This window comes from Massilistercora timonensis (assembly GCF_048354975.1).
Classification (GTDB): Bacteria; Bacillota; Clostridia; order Lachnospirales; family Lachnospiraceae; genus Massilistercora; species Massilistercora timonensis.
This window is the reverse complement of sequence record NZ_DBGCJQ010000057.1, coordinates 1-16,451: the sequence shown is the minus strand read 5'-3', so window position 1 is coordinate 16,451 and position 16,451 is coordinate 1. Positions and strand designations below refer to the sequence as shown.

Here is a 16,451-nt window from a genome sequence, read left to right as displayed (position 1 = left end):
TGAGACCGAGAAGCGTCACTACGCTCACGTTGACTGCCCGGGACATGCTGACTACGTTAAGAACATGATCACCGGTGCCGCTCAGATGGACGGCGCGATCCTGGTTGTAGCAGCTACCGACGGTGTTATGGCTCAGACAAGAGAGCACATCCTTCTGTCCCGTCAGGTAGGCGTTCCTTACATCGTTGTATTCATGAACAAGTGCGACATGGTTGACGATGAGGAGCTGCTTGAGCTGGTTGAGATGGAGATCCGTGAGCTGCTTGACGAGTATGAGTTCCCGGGAGATGACACTCCGATCATCAAGGGTTCTGCTCTGAAGGCTCTGGAAGATCCGGACGGCGAGTGGGGCGACAAGATCATGGAACTGATGGACGCTGTTGACAGCTACATTCCGGATCCGGAGCGTGACGTTGACAAGCCGTTCCTGATGCCTGTAGAGGACGTATTCTCCATCACAGGTCGTGGAACCGTTGCTACTGGTAGAGTAGAGCGTGGTACTCTTCACGTATCTGATGAAGTTGAGATCGTTGGTATCCACGAGGAAACCAAGAAGACTGTTGTAACAGGTGTTGAGATGTTCCGTAAGCTGCTTGACGAGGCTCAGGCTGGTGACAACATCGGTGCCCTGCTTCGTGGTATCCAGAGAACTGAGATCGAAAGAGGTCAGGTTCTGTGTAAGCCAGGTTCTGTAACCTGCCACCACAAGTTTACCGCTCAGGTATACGTTCTGACCAAAGATGAAGGTGGACGTCATACTCCGTTCTTCAACAACTATCGTCCGCAGTTCTACTTCAGAACAACTGACGTAACAGGTGTCTGCATGCTTCCGGAAGGAACTGAGATGTGTATGCCTGGCGACCATATCGAGATGACAGCTGAGCTGATCCATCCGGTAGCTATGGAAGAGGGACTTCGTTTCGCTATCCGTGAGGGTGGACGTACCGTAGGTTCCGGCGTTGTTAAGAGCATCATCGAGTAATCATTAACAACCAAATATAAAAAATAAGGGAAGAGTGCGTGCGCTCTTCCCTGTTTTTTTCTCCATAAAAAGGCGATTTAGGAGGCATTTAAGATGGACATTACGATCATCGGGGCGGCGATCCTGGACGTGCTGGCGCAGCCGGTTGACAAAGAAGTATTTGAAACGGGCTCCTGGCCGGTGGAGGATCTGCAGATGAATATAGGCGGGGACGGGGCCAATGAGGCCCTTGTGCTGGCAGGCCTTGGAAAGCAGGTACAGCTTCAGACCGTACTGGGCCCTGATCTGGCGGGAAGCATGATCCTTGCCAGGCTTCGGGAGAGAGGGGTATTTATTGAGGATTCCTGTGTGCAGGAAGACCTGGTGACCGGGATCAATACCGTACTGATCCAAAAGGACGGGGAGCGCTGCTTTCTCACCAATCCAAAAGGAAGTCTGCGCAAACTGTCTCTGGGGCATATCCGGATGCCCTTTTCCAGGGATACCAGGATCCTGTGCCTGGCCAGTATCTTTGTGTCCCCTCTTCTTGGGGTGAAGGAACTGGAGACCATCTTCGCCCAGGCGAAGAAGCAGGGGATCACGGTCTGCGCGGACCTTACAAAGCGAAAAAACGGGGAGACAGTTAAGGACATGGCGCCGGCTCTCCGCTACATTGATTATCTTCTGCCAAACGCTGAGGAGGCGAAGCTGCTCACCGGAGAGAAGACGGTGGAAGAGGCGGCCAGAGCCCTGCAGGAATGCGGCGTCACCCATGTGGTGGTCAAGTGCGGGAGCAGAGGCTGCTATGTGCTGGAGAAGAAGGAAGGATACTGGGTCCCGCCGGAACATCCGGTGAACTGTGTGGATACCACCGGGGCGGGAGACAGCTTCGCGGGAGGCTTTCTCGCGGCTCTCCTGGAAGGCAAAGACATCCGGGAATGCGCCCGATTTGCCAATCAGTGCGGAGGGAAAGCGGTAAGCTGCGTGGGGGCAGCAAGCTGGCTGGAATAAATCTTGACAAGCCCCATTTGCGTGTCCTATCATGGAAAAAGGGGACGCCCCGTTTTCACTGACTTGAGGAGGATTTACTGAAGATGAGCCGACGAATCAAATGTGCGTTTTTCCTGATCCTGGGATGTATGTGCTGTAGTATCGCAACTAACTGGATCCTGATCCCCAACGGGCTTTCCACGCCGGGGATCACTGGTATCTCCATGACGCTGGAACATTTTACGGGGATCAATTATGCGCTGATCTATTACGCCATTACCATTCTGATCCTGGTCCTTACATACTTTACCCTGGGAAAGAAGGACGCTTCCAATATCGTGATCCTGTCCATCCTGTACCCCATGGTGTTGTGGGTGCTGAGTTTTATCGATGTGCAGATCATTTTCGAGGATAAGCTGGTGGCCATCGCCGCCTTTGGCGTGGTATACGGCACCGGCATCGGGATCCCCTACCGGATCGGATTCTCCTATGGCGGAGACGATACGGTGGCCAAGATCCTGAAGAAATGTGTGTGGAAATCGGTGGAACTGAAGAAGATCATGTACGGGGAGGAGGCTCTGGTGATCCTCTTTATGGCCACGGTATTCGACCTTAACATCCTGGCGTACGCCTTTGTGGGCCAGCTGATCTATGTAAGCTGCATGAACTATGTGATCTTCAATCTGGGGCCGAAGCTTTACGACGTTCATATCATCGGGAAGCATATGGAACAGATCGAGGACTTTATCATCCATACGATCCATAAGAGCGTGACCATCTATCACGACGCCATGGGCGGATACTCCCGAGAGCCTAAGGTCCAGATGAGCTGTGTGTGCAATTCCAAGGACTATGTACAGCTGCGGGAATTTATCCGGGAGGGGAATTTCGACTGCTTTATCAAGGTGATCCCTCTGGTCCATGTGTTTGGCCAGAACAAGGATTTCCACAGGCTGGATGATGAGAATATCGAGTAAAAGAAAGGAGTGCGGGAATGGAATATTCACACGAGATCGTACTGCCCAATGAAGACATCCCCTTTCGGATGTTTATCTTCGAAGGCAGAGATGGAAACTACATCCGGGAAAAGCATTGGCATCGCTCCATCGAGATCTTCGCGCTTTTCGAAGGGGAACTGGAATTCTATGTCAACGAGGTCAGATATCCGCTTCATCCGGGAGAATTTATGCTGGTCAACTCCAATGAGATCCATTCCATCCATTCGCCCAGGAAGAATCTGACGGTAGTATTGCAGATCCCCCTTTCTACTTTTGAGAAATATTATACGGATGAGAAGTTTATCTATTTCTCTCACAGCAGCCGGCTGCACGATGAGAAAGTGATGGAACTTATCCGTTCCATGTACCAGATCTACGAAAAAAAAGAGTTCGGTTATGAACTGCAGGTGCAGAGTCAGTTTTTCATGCTCATCTATCTTCTGGTGGCCAAATACCGGAAGACGGATGTGGATGTGGAGATGGTGAAAAGCAGCAAAAAACTGACCAAGCTTTCTTCCATCACCGATTACATGAAGAGCAATTACAACAAGGATCTGTCCCTGGAATCTCTGGCCCAGACATTTGGGTATTCGCCTACCTATCTGTCCCGGATGTTCCAGAAGTATGCCAGGACGAACTATAAGAGTTATCTGGATAACCTGCGGCTGGAACACGCCTATAAGGATCTGATGAACACGGATCTGTCCATCAGCAGCATTGCCAGCCAGAACGGATTTGCCAACAGCAAGGCATTTGCCAAGGTGTTCCAGAAAAAGTACGGACAATTGCCAAGCAAATTTCGAAAAGACAAAAAAGTGCCATAAAAGAGTTAAATATTTGGTCGTAAGCCCTGCCGGAAGTTGCTATAATAAAAGCAACAAAAAAGGAGGCGGGGAACATGAAGATACAAAATGTAACAGACGCCGCATTTGGGGTATACGGCCGGGTGCTGGAAGAGTATGATGTAGAACCTCTTCTTAAAGCCATGTGTCATACGCCTCTCCCGGAGGACGAGGTCCTTTACATCGCATCGGAGGAAGAACTGGAGGAGCTTGCCGTGGCAAAGCAGTTTCAGGATCGTGGTTTCGGCGGGCTTCCCATTCAGATGGGATTCTGCAACGGCCACAACCATACGCTGAACGCCCTGGAATACCATCGGTCCTCAGAGATCAACGTGGCAGCCACGGACATGATCCTTCTGGTAGGAAGACAACAGGACGTTACCGGGGATTATCACTATGACACGGCGAAAGTGGAAGCATTCCTTGTGCCTGCTGGTACGGTGGTGGAGATGTACGCCACCACGCTGCACTATGCGCCCTGCATGACGGAGGGGAAAGGATTCCGCTGCACGGTGATCCTCCCCAGAGGGACCAACACAGAGCTGGGAGAGACCGGAAGCCGGGAAGGCGAAGGGAAGCTCCTTGCGGCAAAGAACAAATGGCTGATCGCCCATGAAGAAGCAGGGATCGAAGGCGCTTTCTGCGGACTTGTGGGAGAGAACGTAACCGTTTAAAAAAAAGGAGGGACTTGGCAATGAACAATATGCCGGAAGTAAAGATCGGAGTAGTGGCAGTCAGCCGTGACTGCTTTCCGGAGAGCCTGTCTGTGAACAGGAGAAAGAACCTGATAGACGCCTATACAAGAAAATACGGCGCCGACGAGATCTATGAATGTCCGGTCTGCATCGTGGAGAGCGAGATCCACATGGTGCAGGCGCTGGAAGATGTGAAGAAAGCCGGGTGCAACGCCCTGGTGGTTTACCTTGGAAATTTCGGGCCGGAGATCTCAGAGACCCTGCTTGCAAAACATTTTGACGGACCCAAGATGTTCGTGGCGGCCGCGGAGGAGACCGGGGACGACCTGGTACAGGGCAGAGGCGACGCCTACTGCGGAATGCTCAACGCCAGCTACAACCTGAAGCTTCGGAATATCCAGGCTTACATTCCGGAATATCCGGTAGGCGACGCAGAGGACTGCGCGGATATGATCCATGAGTTCCTGCCCATTGCCCGGGCAGTCATCGGACTTTCCCAGCTGAAGATCATAAGCTTCGGGCCCCGTCCGCTGAATTTCCTGGCCTGCAACGCGCCCATCAAACAGCTTTATAACCTGGGTGTGGAGATCGAAGAGAACTCGGAGCTGGATCTCTTTGAAGCCTTCCACAAGCATGACGGAGACGAGCGGATCCCGGCTGTTGTAAAGGAGATGGAAGAAGAACTGGGCGCAGGCAATAAGAAGCCTGAGATCCTTACCAAGCTTGCCCAGTACGAACTGACCCTGAAGGACTGGGTGGAGGAGCATAAAGGCTACCGCAAATATGTGGCCATCGCCGGAAAATGCTGGCCTGCCTTCCAGACGCAGTTTGGATTTGTTCCCTGTTATGTAAACAGCCGTCTGACAGATCAGGGGATCCCGGTATCCTGCGAGGTGGATATCTACGGAGCCCTCAGTGAATTCATCGGAACGGTGGTAAGCCAGGATACGGTTACCCTGCTGGATATCAACAACACCGTGCCAAAAGATATGTACGAGGCGGACATCAAAGGGAAATACGATTATAAACTGCAGGATACCTTCATGGGCTTCCACTGCGGAAACACCGCTTCCAGCAAGCTGGCTTTCTGTGAGATGAAGAACCAGATGATCATGGCAAGGACCCTTCCGGAGGAAGTGACCCAGGGAACCCTGGAGGGAGATATTGTTCCGGGAGAGATCACCTTCTACCGTCTCCAGAGCACGGCAGATAACAAGCTGCGGGCATACATCGCCCAGGGCGAGGTGCTTCCGGTGAAGACCAGATCCTTTGGCGGCGTAGGCGTATTCGCCATCCCGGAGATGGGACGGTTCTACCGCCATGTACTGCTGGAGGGCGGCTATCCTCATCATGGAGCGGTGGCATTCGGACACTTTGGAAAAGCGCTTTACGAAGTATTTAAATATATCGGCGTGCCGGTAGAGGAGATTGGCTACAATCAGCCGGCAGGAGTCAGGTACCCAACGGAGAATCCGTTTGCGTAAAGGAGGTAGAAAAGATGTTGTATATTGGTGTTGACCTTGGGACATCAGCGGTAAAACTGCTTATGATGGACAGCGAGGGAAAGATCCAGAAGATCGTGTCCAAAGAGTATCCCCTGTATTTCCCACATCCGGGCTGGTCTGAACAGAAGCCGGAGGACTGGTTTGAGAAGTCAATGGAAGGCATCAAGGAACTGACAGCAGAGTGTGACAAAAGCCAGGTTGCAGGAATCAGCTTCGGAGGCCAGATGCATGGACTTGTGGCCCTGGATAAGGACGACAATGTGATCCGTCCTGCGATCCTGTGGAATGACGGGAGAACCGGAGAGGAGACAGATTATCTGAATCAGGTGATCGGAAAAGAAAAACTCTCTCTTTATACAGCAAATATTGCTTTCGCGGGATTTACTGCCCCTAAAATCCTGTGGATGAAGAAACACGAGCCGGAGAATTTCGCAAAAATCTCCAAGATCATGCTGCCGAAAGATTATCTTGCTTACAAACTTTCCGGTTCTTTCTGCAGTGATGTATCAGACGCTTCCGGTATGCTGCTGATGGATGTAAAGAACCGCTGCTGGTCCAAGGAAATGATCGAGATCTGCGGTATCACAGAGGAACAGCTGCCGAAACTCTATGAAAGCTATGAAGTGGTAGGAACGCTGAAGCCAGAGATTGCGCAGGAGCTGGGGCTTTCCGCGGATGTAAAGGTGATCGCCGGCGCCGGGGACAATGCGGCAGCGGCGGTTGGAACCGGAACGGTAGGAGACGGGATGTGCAACATCTCTCTTGGAACCTCCGGAACCATCTTCATCTCCAGCAAGAACTTTGGCGTGGACGAGCACAACGCGCTCCACTCCTTCGCCCATGCGGACGGCAACTATCACCTGATGGGCTGCATGCTGAGCGCGGCGTCCTGTAATAAATGGTGGAACGAAGAGATCTTAAAGACAACGGATTTCGCGGCGGAGCAGGCGGGGATCCAGAAGCTTGGCGAGAACCAGGTATTCTATCTGCCCTACCTGATGGGAGAGCGTTCTCCTCATAATGATCCGGATGCAAGAGCTACCTTCATCGGCATGACCATGGACACCACAAGAGAGGATATGACTCAGGCAGTGCTGGAAGGCGTGTCCTTCGGCCTGAGAGATTCCCTGGAAGTAGCCAGAAGCCTTGGTCTTAAGATCGAGCGGACCAAGATCTGCGGCGGCGGAGCCAAGAGCCCGCTGTGGAAGAAGATGATCGCCAACATCATGAACATGAAGGTGGATGTGATCGAGAGCGAGGAAGGCCCGGCCCTTGGCGGCGCAATGCTGGCGGCGGTTGGCTGCGGCGAGTATCCGGATGTGGAGACCATCGCGGCGAAGATGGTGAAAGTGGTAGACACTGTAGAGCCGGATCCGGAGCTGGTGGCCAAATACGAGGAGCGGTATCAGAAGTTCCGCAAGATCTATCCCACAGTGAAAGGACTTTTCAAAGAACTGAAATAGAGAGAAACAAGGAAAAGAGAATGGCGCGACAGCCATTCTCTTTTTGAGATAAGAGAAAAAATCAAATCTTCAGGAAAAGCCTAAAAAATATATAATTTCAAAACTGTGTAGGTTGGGAAATCATTGACAATGCCGGATATTTATATTATTATTTTTATATTCGGTGTTAGAGTAATCTAGTGCCTGCAGTATGTAGATCTGCTTTACGCCGTGCGGATGTGGCGGAACTGGCAGACGCGCCAGACTTAGGATCTGGTGGGAGACCGTGCAGGTTCGATTCCTGTCATCCGCAGTTGGAAGCCGTGATTCTCGAGATATCGGGGGTTGCGGTTTCTTTTCATTATCAGAGAATGGAGAGACGATTATGAGTGGTGGAAATACAAAAGAAAGAGGCCAGTTCAGTACCCGGGTGGGATTCATCGTGGCCTGTATCGGTTCCGCGGTGGGAATGGGCAATATCTGGATGTTCCCATACCGGACAGGAACGTTTGGCGGAGCCGCGTTCCTGATCCCCTATTTCCTCTTTGTGATCCTGCTGGGATTCTCCGGCGTGATCGGGGAGATGGCCTTTGGCCGTGGAATGGGAACCGGGCCTATGGGAGCCTTCGCAGGCGCCATGGAGATGCGCTATGGCAAGAAGGGAAGGAAATACGGGAAGGCAGTGGGCCTGATCCCGGTGATCGGCTCCCTTGGCATCGCCATCGGCTATTCGGTGGTGGTAGGATGGTTCCTGAAGTACCTGTGGAGCGCAGTGTCCGGAACCCTGACCGGGGTGGCGGATATGGGGGCTTACTTCGGAGAACTGGCTGTGCCGTTCGGAAGTATCGGCTGGCAGATGCTGGGCCTTGCCCTGACCTTCCTCATTATGCTGCTTGGGGTGGCCAAGGGGATCGAGAAAATGAACAAATTCATGATGCCGGCGTTCTTCATCCTGTTCCTTATGCTCTTTGTGCGGGTGATCACCCTGCCGGGAGCCATGGACGGATTCCGCTATATGTTCGTGCCCAAATGGGAACAGCTTGGCAATGTGAAGACCTGGGTGTACGCCCTGGGACAGGCTTTCTTCTCCCTGTCGGTGGCAGGATCAGGCACCATTGTCTACGGCAGTTATCTGAAGAAAGATATCGACGTGGTGGGCTGTGCCCGTAACGTGGCGTTTTTTGACACCTGCGCGGCGCTTCTGGCCGGCATGGTGGTGATCCCGGCGGTGTTTGCTTTTGGCCTGGATGTGGGCAGCGGGCCTCCGCTGATGTTCATCACGCTCCCGGTTGTGTTCCAGCAGCTCCCCATGGGAAATGTATTTGCCGCGATCTTCTTCGTGGCGGCTATCTTCGCGGCGGTGACGTCGCTTATGAACCTGTTTGAGACGCCCATCGAGGCGCTGCAACAGGAACTGAAGCTTTCCAGGGGGAAAGCGGTGGGGCTGATCGCCCTGATCGCGGCCCTGGTGGGGATCTTTATCGAGAGCGGGGACGCAGTAGGCGCATGGATGGACGAGGTTTCCATCTATATCGTTCCGCTGGGCGCGCTGATCGCCGCAGTGATGTTCTTCTGGGTATGTCCCAAAGGGTATGCCAGGGAACAGGTGCAGACCGGAAGGGACAAGACCCTTGGCGGCTGGTTTGAGCCGGTGACCCGGTATCTTTTCGTGGGAATTACATTTATCGTCTATGTGCTTGGCATTTTCTTTGGCGGGATTGGTTAGGATAATAGGGTTGCGAAAGGAGCGAAAGACATGCTTGAAGTAAATCATCTGACGTTCAAGGTGAATGAGAATGGAATCGAGAGAAGTATTGTAAAGGATATCAGTTTTCAGGCGAAGGACGGGGAGATGCTGGTGATCACCGGGCCAAACGGCGGCGGGAAATCTACCCTTGCCCGGGTGCTGATGGGGATCGTGGAGGCGGATGCCGGAGAGATCCTGCTGGACGGGGAGGATATCACCGGTTATGATATCGACCACCGGGCCAAGGCGGGGCTTGGGTTTGCTTTCCAGCAGCCACCAAGGTTCAAGGGAATGACGGTGAGCAAGTTGTTGTCCCTGGCAGCAGGGCGGACCCTGTCGGAGCCGGAGTGCTGCAAGCTTTTAAGCAGCGTGGGACTGTGCGCCAAGGAATACATTACCCGGGAGATCGACGGGACCCTCTCCGGCGGTGAGATGAAGCGGCTGGAGATCGCTACGGTGCTGGCGCGGCCTCACAAGCTGTGTATCTTCGACGAGCCGGAGGCGGGCATTGACCTGTGGAGTTTCTCCATGCTGATCCAGCAGTTTGAGAAGATCCATCAGAAGAAAGAAGAGTGCCTGATCCTGATCTCCCATCAGGAGCGGATCATCCGCATGGCGGACCGGATCATGGTGATCGAAGACGGGAAGATCAAGGCGCTGGGAGACCGGGAAGAGATCCTTCCCACCCTTCTGGACAGCGGAGATTCCGGGGATTCCTGCGTGTGCATGGAACGGGAAGACTAAGGCGAGAGAAAGGAGCAAAAAGCTATGGCAGAATTAGATCAGGTTACCAAACAGGTCCTGGAGCAGATCGACGGCTCCGGTTTTCAGCAGAAAGGCGCCTTCAATCTCCGGTATAACGGGATCGCCCTCTGCCACGGAGACAGCGAGCATGTGAAGATCCGGAAGAAAGAGGACAAGAACGGGATCGACGTATATATTGACGGAACCACCAGGGGAGAGCAGGTGCACATCCCGGTGGTGGTAAATGCCTCCGGTATGACAGATATCGTTTACAATGACTTCTATATCGCGGAGGGCGCGGATGTGACCATCGTGGCCGGCTGCGGCATCCACAACAGCGGCTGCAACGAGAGCCGCCATGACGGGATCCATTCCTTCCATGTAGGAAAGGGCGCCAATGTGCGCTATGAGGAGAAACATTACGGCGAGGGAGAGGGAACCGGCGCGAGAGTGCTGAACCCGGTGACCAGGATCTTCCTGGAAGACGACGCTGTATTTACCCTGGACACCGTCCAGATCAAGGGCGTGGACTCCACCCGGCGGGAGACGGAAGTTTCCCTGGGAGCGGGGGCAAAACTGTATGTGCTGGAGAAACTGATGACTCACGACGCTCAGACGGCCGAGTCCAATATGGAAGTGGTACTGAACGGGGAGGGCAGCAGCGCCCAGATCATTTCCCGGTCTGTGGCCAAAGGCACCTCCAGACAGGTGTTCCACCCCAACGCAGTGGGGAACGCCCGGTGTCACGCCCACATCCAGTGTGATTCCATCATCATGGACCACGCGGAAGTGTGCTCCATCCCGGCCATCGACGCGAAGCACGTGGACGCGGGGATCATCCACGAGGCGGCCATCGGCCGGATCAACGACGAGCAGGTGACCAAGCTGCGGACGCTGGGAATGACGGCAGAAGAGGCGGAAGGCGTGATCATCGAAAACTTCCTGAATTAAAGCGGAGAAAAAGATACTTATGAAAAATATGAAGAAACGGATGCGGGTGATGGGCAAGGCCCTCCGCATGGAACTGAGGGAGCATAAAAGCTCCTTCATTGTCTATATGACGCTTCGGGCGCTGGTGATCCTTGTGATGATCCTCCAGATCCTGAACCGCAATTTTGAAAATGTATTCCTGTGCGCGCTGACGCTGGTGCTCCTCATTATGCCAAGCCTGATCCAGATCAATCTGAAGATCGAGCTGCCCACGGCCCTGGAGATCATTATGCTGCTGTTTATCTTCGCGGCGGAGATCCTGGGAGAGATCCAGGCGTACTATGAGAAGATCCCCATGTGGGACACGGTGCTGCACACCCTTAACGGATTCCTGATGGCGGCCATCGGGTTCGCCCTGGTGGACATCCTGAACCGGAATAAGAAGATTTCCTTCCAGCTCTCCCCGGCGTTCCTGGCTGTGGTGGCGTTCTGCTTCTCCATGACCATCGGCGTGATCTGGGAATTCTTTGAGTTTGGAATGGATCAGATCTTTCATCTGGATATGCAGAAAGATACCATTGTGAACACCATTTACTCTGTAATGCTGGACCCGGCGGGAGGCAACCACGTGGTGGGCGTCACCGGGATCCGGGACGTGGCGGTGAACGGGGAATCCCTCGGCCTTGGCGGCTATCTGGATATCGGCCTTCTGGATACCATGGAGGACCTGCTGGTGAATTTCATCGGCGCGACGGTCTTCTCCATCATCGGTTATTTCTATGTGAAAAACCGGGGGAAGGGGAAATTCGCCCGCCGGTTTATCCCCAGGCTTAAGACCAAGGACGCAGACTTCCTGAAGAAAGCTCAGTCAGAAGAAAATTCCCTGGATTAAGGCATCAGGCGGCGTATCCCCTGCATAATGCGCTCTCCCAGAGTGGGATCTTTCATCCTTTGCTCTATCTCAGCCTCCCGGGCGGCCACCCGCTCCGGGTCGATGTGGCCGGTGCGGTTTTCCGCCACATAGTCGATGCTTCCGGTATCGTCCAGATCCGAGAGACTGGAAAGCACATCCTTGTAGTTGTCGGAAAGGCCTTCGGTGGGGAGCTCCGGAAGGTCTCCCTCGTAAATGACTTCAAAGTCCTGGCCGATGAAATCCTCCGGATGGAAGATGCCGGTTTCTCTGCTTTTCTTATCATCTATCATCATATCTTACAATCCTCCTGTAAAACCATTTGCTGTATCAGTAGTTTATTCTAGTAGCTTTTCCAAAAAGACTCAAGAGGAGACACAGAATGTTCACGAAGAAATAAGATTTTCTCAAGAATTCTCGATCTTAACAAGTCTGCTGGTGCCAAGTCTGGAGGCGCCCAGGCGGAGGAATTCTTCCGCGTCTGCAAAGGAAGAAATGCCGCCTGCGGCTTTGATCTTGACGTCCGGGCCCACATGCTTCGCAAAGAGGGCTACGTCTTCAAAGGTGGCGCCGGCTTTGGAGAAACCGGTAGAAGTTTTGATGAAGTCCGCGCCTGCCTCAGTGACAAGCTGGCACATTTTGATCTTTTCTTCCTCGGTCAGAAGACAGGTCTCAATGATCACTTTTAAAACCCGCTGGCCACAGACTTCTTTGACAGCGGAGATCTCAGAGCGTACAAGATCATAATTCTTATCCTTCAGCGCGCCGATATTGATGACCATATCGATCTCATCCGCGCCGTTTTCAATGGCGTTTTTTGTCTCGAACACTTTGGACTCTGTTGTGGAATTCCCGTTGGGGAAACCGATCACGGTGCAGACCTTCACAGTGTTGCCGATATATTCTTTTGCCTGCTTTACATAGCAGGGCGGGATGCAGACGGAGGCGGTGTGGTACTTCGCGCCGTCGTCGCAGATCTTCTTGATCTCTTCCCAGGTGGCGGTCTGGGCCAGAAGGGTGTGGTCTACAGTTGCTAAGATTTCCTTGTGTGTCATGGCGATGTCCTTTCCGTAAATAGAGATTTATTCTATTTGCATGATACAATGAAATGAGGGACAAGACAATGGGAAATCAGCTATATCTTGGATTTTGAAGTCTGCATAAAGTGACAGGCGATAAATACGCCAATAACACCGATAAATGTAAGCAGACTTTCTAACGCCAGCATTGTTTTTACAGTAAAGAGATCCAGAAGGATGCCACTTAATAAGCTGGAAATCAGTCCGCTAAGGCCGAAGGTGAAGATACCAAGCGCAGATTGACCTTTGGATTTATCCTGTGGAGGGAGAATAGAATTAATAAAATACGAAGAAGCTGGTACAAATAGACCATAAGAGAAAAACTGGAGGCATTGCGCAAGATAGATTCCCCAGATATGATCAGCAAAATAAAAAGCGGTTATTTTGAAGAAGAAAAAAAGACAGGATGTCTTAAGAAGAGTTCCATAAGAAAACTTCTTGGACAGCGGAATAAAAAGGGCCATGGCCGGTAGTTCAAGCATAGCTGCGATACAGTTGGAGATTCCCATTTCCTGACTGCCGCCGCCTACGGCGGTTACGATGTTGATTTGAAAATTGTAGACAGAAGTATAGCTAATATAAACGAGAAGGAGACTTGCCAATAAAAAAAGGAAAAGAGGATCCATTTTCTTCGTATGCTCTTTGGGCAAAGGATTATCGTAAACAGATCTGGGAGCAGGGTGTATGAAAAGCAAAGAAAGCAGAAGCAATAAATGGACTACAAAGAAGACAGGGAAGATACTCATAACAGAGAACAGTTTGATAATACTTCCCATGAGCAGAGAAGTACCGGCAAAACAAAAGGAACCGATTCCCCTTGCAAGAGAATAATTTAAAGGTATATTGGAATTCAGATATTCCATTCCAAACATATTGGAAAAGGAAGCGCCGGCAAGCATAATCGCGCCAACTATCGTATAGGAAAAGAAAATAAACCATTTCATTTTGACCAGAAACAAGATGATACATATTCCATATACAAGAATAAATGAAATTAACATAATTGTTTTCACAGAAAGGTCGGGATGTCTGTCTAAAAACGAACCGGAAAAATATTGCAAAAGGATACAGAGGACAGAAGCGCATGCCAGGGAGAGACCGATCTCTGTATTAGTGAAGTGCCTGTATTGCATGAAGACGGTTACAAATCCATATATAACGGCATATGAAATATAATACAGGGAGATAACAGTCGTAAATTTTGGGAATAGATTTTTTTTCATAGGAGTCTCTCCTTTCAATAATATATAAAATATATTAAGACGTATTAAATTTGGTGTCAATGATTTTAAGATTGTATTTATTTTGTGGTTGGTATATAATGAAAAGAAATAATACGACCTTTAATACAAGGCGAGGAAGAAGAAGAATCATGTCACGCATCGAAAAAAGTAATTCAACTCCGTTATATCTCCAGTTAAAGAATAAGATTAAAAGAGAAATTCGTACAGGGATATTGAAACCAGGAGACAAGCTTCCCTCGGAGACGCAGCTGCAAAAGGAATATAATATGAGCCGGGTAACAGTTCGCAACGCAATGGAAGAACTGACGGTTGAAGGATATATTATCAAGGTACAGGGGAAAGGAAGCTTTGTGGCCCATTCAGACATGCTGCGGCTTCCAATTGGAGTTACAAGTTTTACAGAAGATGCCAAGATGCAGGGAGTGAATCTCACATCAAAAGTAGTTAAACTGGAAATAGAAGATATTAAAACGGATTTGGACAGAGAATTTTTTGGCGAAAAAGCAAATGGGAAAATACTTGTTTTTAAAAGAGTTCGGATTGCGGATGGTGTTCCGGTAACGGTAGAAGAGAATCATCTTTTCCCGGATATGATCAAGATTAAGGATGATAATCTGGAAGGGTCTTTTTACGAAATACTAATGAATAAATATCATATGATACCGTCCAATAAGGGGAGACGAAGTGTTAAAATTGTATTTGCGGACGAGGAGATTGCAGATTACTTAAATCTGTCTGTAGGAACGCCAGTAATTACAAGTGAAATGTGTGTGTTCGATATGAATGGAGATCCAATCCATACAGTAAGAGATTGGGTGAGAGGGGATAACGACCGTTTTCTTAAATGGTATATCTAATATTTGTAAAGAAAAACTGCTCTGAGTGCTGTAGGCATTCAGGGCGTTTTTTTGTTAATGGCAGGAAAGGACACGAAATAATACGTAATAAAACAACACGAAGAACAAATGACTTATAAAAATTGAAAAAATAGCTTTTTTAACAAAAAATAATGATAAAAACAGGCAATAATAAACAAAAATATTGAGTTTAAACAAAAATGATTGACAAAAATGACGTACCAATTTATTATACAAATAAGACGTGTTAATACATTTTGTGAAATGAGAGGCTGACATGAAAATACCAAAAATATTAGGAATCGGAATAAATGTTGTAGATATATATTGCCATCAGAAACGGATGTATCCGGGAGGAAATGAATATAATGTGGCTTATGACGCAAAACTTCAGGGAGCGCAGGCGGCCTTTATGGGGGTTTTCGCAGATGATAAAGTAGGAGAGATCCTCGAAAAGACTTTGGTTGAAGCAGGAATTGACACTAGCTATTGCCACCATGAAAAAGGCTCCAGTGGGTATGCGTTAGTAGACTTACAAGACGGAGACCGTGTTTTCTTAGATTGGAATCGCAGGGGAGTTACAGATTTATATCCGTTTGTTTTTACAGATGAAGAGTTGGAATATATAAAAACTTTTGATGTTGTAAGCCTTAGTCGCGCGTCGCGCCTGACAGTAGAAAAGATTGAAAAACTTTTTAATGCCGGCGCAGTTATCAGTTATGACTTTTATGATGATTTTACAGAAAAAGATATTGAGAACATTGCTCCATCTATAAAGTTCGGTTTCTTTTCCTGCAGCCATCTGACGGAAGAAAAAACAAGAGCGATATTGAAAAGATGTACAGATCTGGGAGCGGAACTGGCTGTTGGAACCAGAGGCGGGGAGCCAACAATTGCATATGACGGGGAGAAATATTATGAACAGGGTATCTGTCAGGTGAAAGCGACAGATACTATGGGAGCGGGCGATTCCTTTATTAGCGCATTTTTGGTGAATTATTACTCGGCGGAAGCTGACGAGCTGATCCCTGCTGAGAATAAGATAACTGTTGCCTTGCAAAAAGCAGCTGAGTTTGCGGCGACGGTAGTAGTAAAAGACGGTTCTTTAGGTGTAGGGTATGACGTCGACCCGGACCGGCTGTCGGAAATTATTAATCTCTAAAATTTTAACAGGAAGGAGAAGTGTTATGAAAAAAAGAATTTTGGCGGCATTGTTGTCGGCGACTATGATACTTGGTATGCTGGCAGGATGTGCAACAAGTGGTTCTGGCGACGCGGATAGTGGAAGTGGTGAAAGTGAAGATGGGACAGTTACTTTGACCTTTTTGAACAAGTATCCGGAAGATCCGTATGCACAGTATTTTGTGGATGCAGTTGCTCAGTTTGAAGAGGAAAATCCAGATATTAAGATTGAGATGGAAAATGTTTCAGATGAGGCTATGAAAGATAAGCTTAGTGTTATTGCCTCTGGCGGAGAGATGCCGGATATCTATTTTACCTGGACAGG

The 16,451-nt window shown here is 49.9% G+C and carries 17 protein-coding genes and 1 tRNA gene; 15 read left to right on the top strand and 3 right to left on the bottom strand.

The window, feature by feature from the left end; translation table 11 throughout:
* From tuf to ACML7B_RS04805, 12 genes are all read left to right on the top strand, one after another.
* Nucleotides 1–982 (top strand): elongation factor Tu (gene tuf / locus ACML7B_RS04860; protein WP_418539509.1); only part of this gene is annotated, 982 nt, incomplete at its 5' end.
* A gap of 93 nt (nucleotides 983–1,075) precedes the next feature.
* Nucleotides 1,076–1,972, top strand: coding sequence for a carbohydrate kinase family protein (locus ACML7B_RS04855; RefSeq protein WP_418539508.1), 897 nt, complete (start codon nucleotides 1,076–1,078; stop codon nucleotides 1,970–1,972).
* Between the two features lie 83 nt (nucleotides 1,973–2,055).
* A complete protein-coding gene (locus tag ACML7B_RS04850; protein WP_418539507.1) occupies nucleotides 2,056–2,928 on the top strand; it encodes a YitT family protein in 873 nt (290 codons plus the stop codon).
* A 17-nt stretch (nucleotides 2,929–2,945) separates the two neighbouring features.
* Nucleotides 2,946–3,773 (top strand): AraC family transcriptional regulator, encoded by an 828-nt coding sequence (locus ACML7B_RS04845; protein ID WP_418539506.1) that lies wholly within the window; start codon nucleotides 2,946–2,948, stop codon nucleotides 3,771–3,773.
* Between the two features lie 74 nt (nucleotides 3,774–3,847).
* Nucleotides 3,848–4,465, top strand: coding sequence for a DUF4867 family protein (locus ACML7B_RS04840; protein WP_346707223.1), 618 nt, complete (start codon nucleotides 3,848–3,850; stop codon nucleotides 4,463–4,465).
* Between the two features lie 20 nt (nucleotides 4,466–4,485).
* On the top strand, nucleotides 4,486–5,970 hold the full coding sequence (locus tag ACML7B_RS04835; protein ID WP_418539505.1) for an L-fucose/L-arabinose isomerase family protein: 1,485 nt from the start codon (nucleotides 4,486–4,488) through the stop codon (nucleotides 5,968–5,970).
* Between the two features lie 14 nt (nucleotides 5,971–5,984).
* Complete coding sequence (xylB, locus tag ACML7B_RS04830) at nucleotides 5,985–7,454, top strand: xylulokinase (protein ID WP_106789181.1); 1,470 nt, start codon at nucleotides 5,985–5,987, stop codon at nucleotides 7,452–7,454.
* 212 nt (nucleotides 7,455–7,666) lie between these two features.
* Nucleotides 7,667–7,746 (top strand) — tRNA-Leu (locus ACML7B_RS04825).
* Between the two features lie 72 nt (nucleotides 7,747–7,818).
* Nucleotides 7,819–9,159, top strand: coding sequence for a sodium-dependent transporter (locus tag ACML7B_RS04820; RefSeq protein ID WP_418539504.1), 1,341 nt, complete (start codon nucleotides 7,819–7,821; stop codon nucleotides 9,157–9,159).
* 30 nt (nucleotides 9,160–9,189) lie between these two features.
* Nucleotides 9,190–9,924: an ABC transporter ATP-binding protein gene (locus tag ACML7B_RS04815; RefSeq protein WP_106789159.1), complete on the top strand. Its 735-nt coding sequence runs from the start codon at nucleotides 9,190–9,192 to the stop codon at nucleotides 9,922–9,924.
* Between the two features lie 24 nt (nucleotides 9,925–9,948).
* Nucleotides 9,949–10,875, top strand: coding sequence for a SufB/SufD family protein (locus ACML7B_RS04810; RefSeq protein ID WP_418539503.1), 927 nt, complete (start codon nucleotides 9,949–9,951; stop codon nucleotides 10,873–10,875).
* 28 nt (nucleotides 10,876–10,903) lie between these two features.
* On the top strand, nucleotides 10,904–11,746 hold the full coding sequence (locus ACML7B_RS04805) for a hypothetical protein (RefSeq protein WP_418539510.1): 843 nt from the start codon (nucleotides 10,904–10,906) through the stop codon (nucleotides 11,744–11,746).
* Here ACML7B_RS04805 and ACML7B_RS04800 read toward each other — a convergent pair.
* From ACML7B_RS04800 to ACML7B_RS04790, 3 genes are all read right to left on the bottom strand, one after another.
* Nucleotides 11,743–12,060, bottom strand: coding sequence for a hypothetical protein (locus ACML7B_RS04800; RefSeq protein WP_418539502.1), 318 nt, complete (start codon nucleotides 12,058–12,060; stop codon nucleotides 11,743–11,745). The two genes, ACML7B_RS04805 and ACML7B_RS04800, sit on opposite strands and share 4 nt — an antisense overlap.
* 111 nt (nucleotides 12,061–12,171) lie before the next feature.
* The gene (deoC, locus tag ACML7B_RS04795) at nucleotides 12,172–12,819 is read right to left on the bottom strand and encodes a deoxyribose-phosphate aldolase (RefSeq protein WP_418539501.1); all 648 of its coding nucleotides are present in this window, start codon (nucleotides 12,817–12,819) and stop codon (nucleotides 12,172–12,174) included.
* An 80-nt stretch (nucleotides 12,820–12,899) separates the two neighbouring features.
* Nucleotides 12,900–14,066, bottom strand: a complete 1,167-nt coding sequence (locus ACML7B_RS04790) for an MFS transporter (RefSeq protein ID WP_106789154.1) — start codon at nucleotides 14,064–14,066, stop codon at nucleotides 12,900–12,902.
* Between the two features lie 149 nt (nucleotides 14,067–14,215).
* Between ACML7B_RS04790 and ACML7B_RS04785 the strand changes: the two genes are divergently transcribed.
* From ACML7B_RS04785 to ACML7B_RS04775, 3 genes are all read left to right on the top strand, one after another.
* Complete coding sequence (locus tag ACML7B_RS04785; protein WP_162298247.1) at nucleotides 14,216–14,944, top strand: GntR family transcriptional regulator; 729 nt, start codon at nucleotides 14,216–14,218, stop codon at nucleotides 14,942–14,944.
* A 277-nt stretch (nucleotides 14,945–15,221) separates the two neighbouring features.
* The gene (locus ACML7B_RS04780) at nucleotides 15,222–16,106 is read left to right on the top strand and encodes a PfkB family carbohydrate kinase (RefSeq protein WP_346707213.1); all 885 of its coding nucleotides are present in this window, start codon (nucleotides 15,222–15,224) and stop codon (nucleotides 16,104–16,106) included.
* Nucleotides 16,107–16,131: 25 nt separating this feature from the next.
* A partial coding sequence (locus tag ACML7B_RS04775) for an extracellular solute-binding protein (protein ID WP_418539500.1) occupies nucleotides 16,132–16,451 on the top strand: 320 nt, incomplete at its 3' end.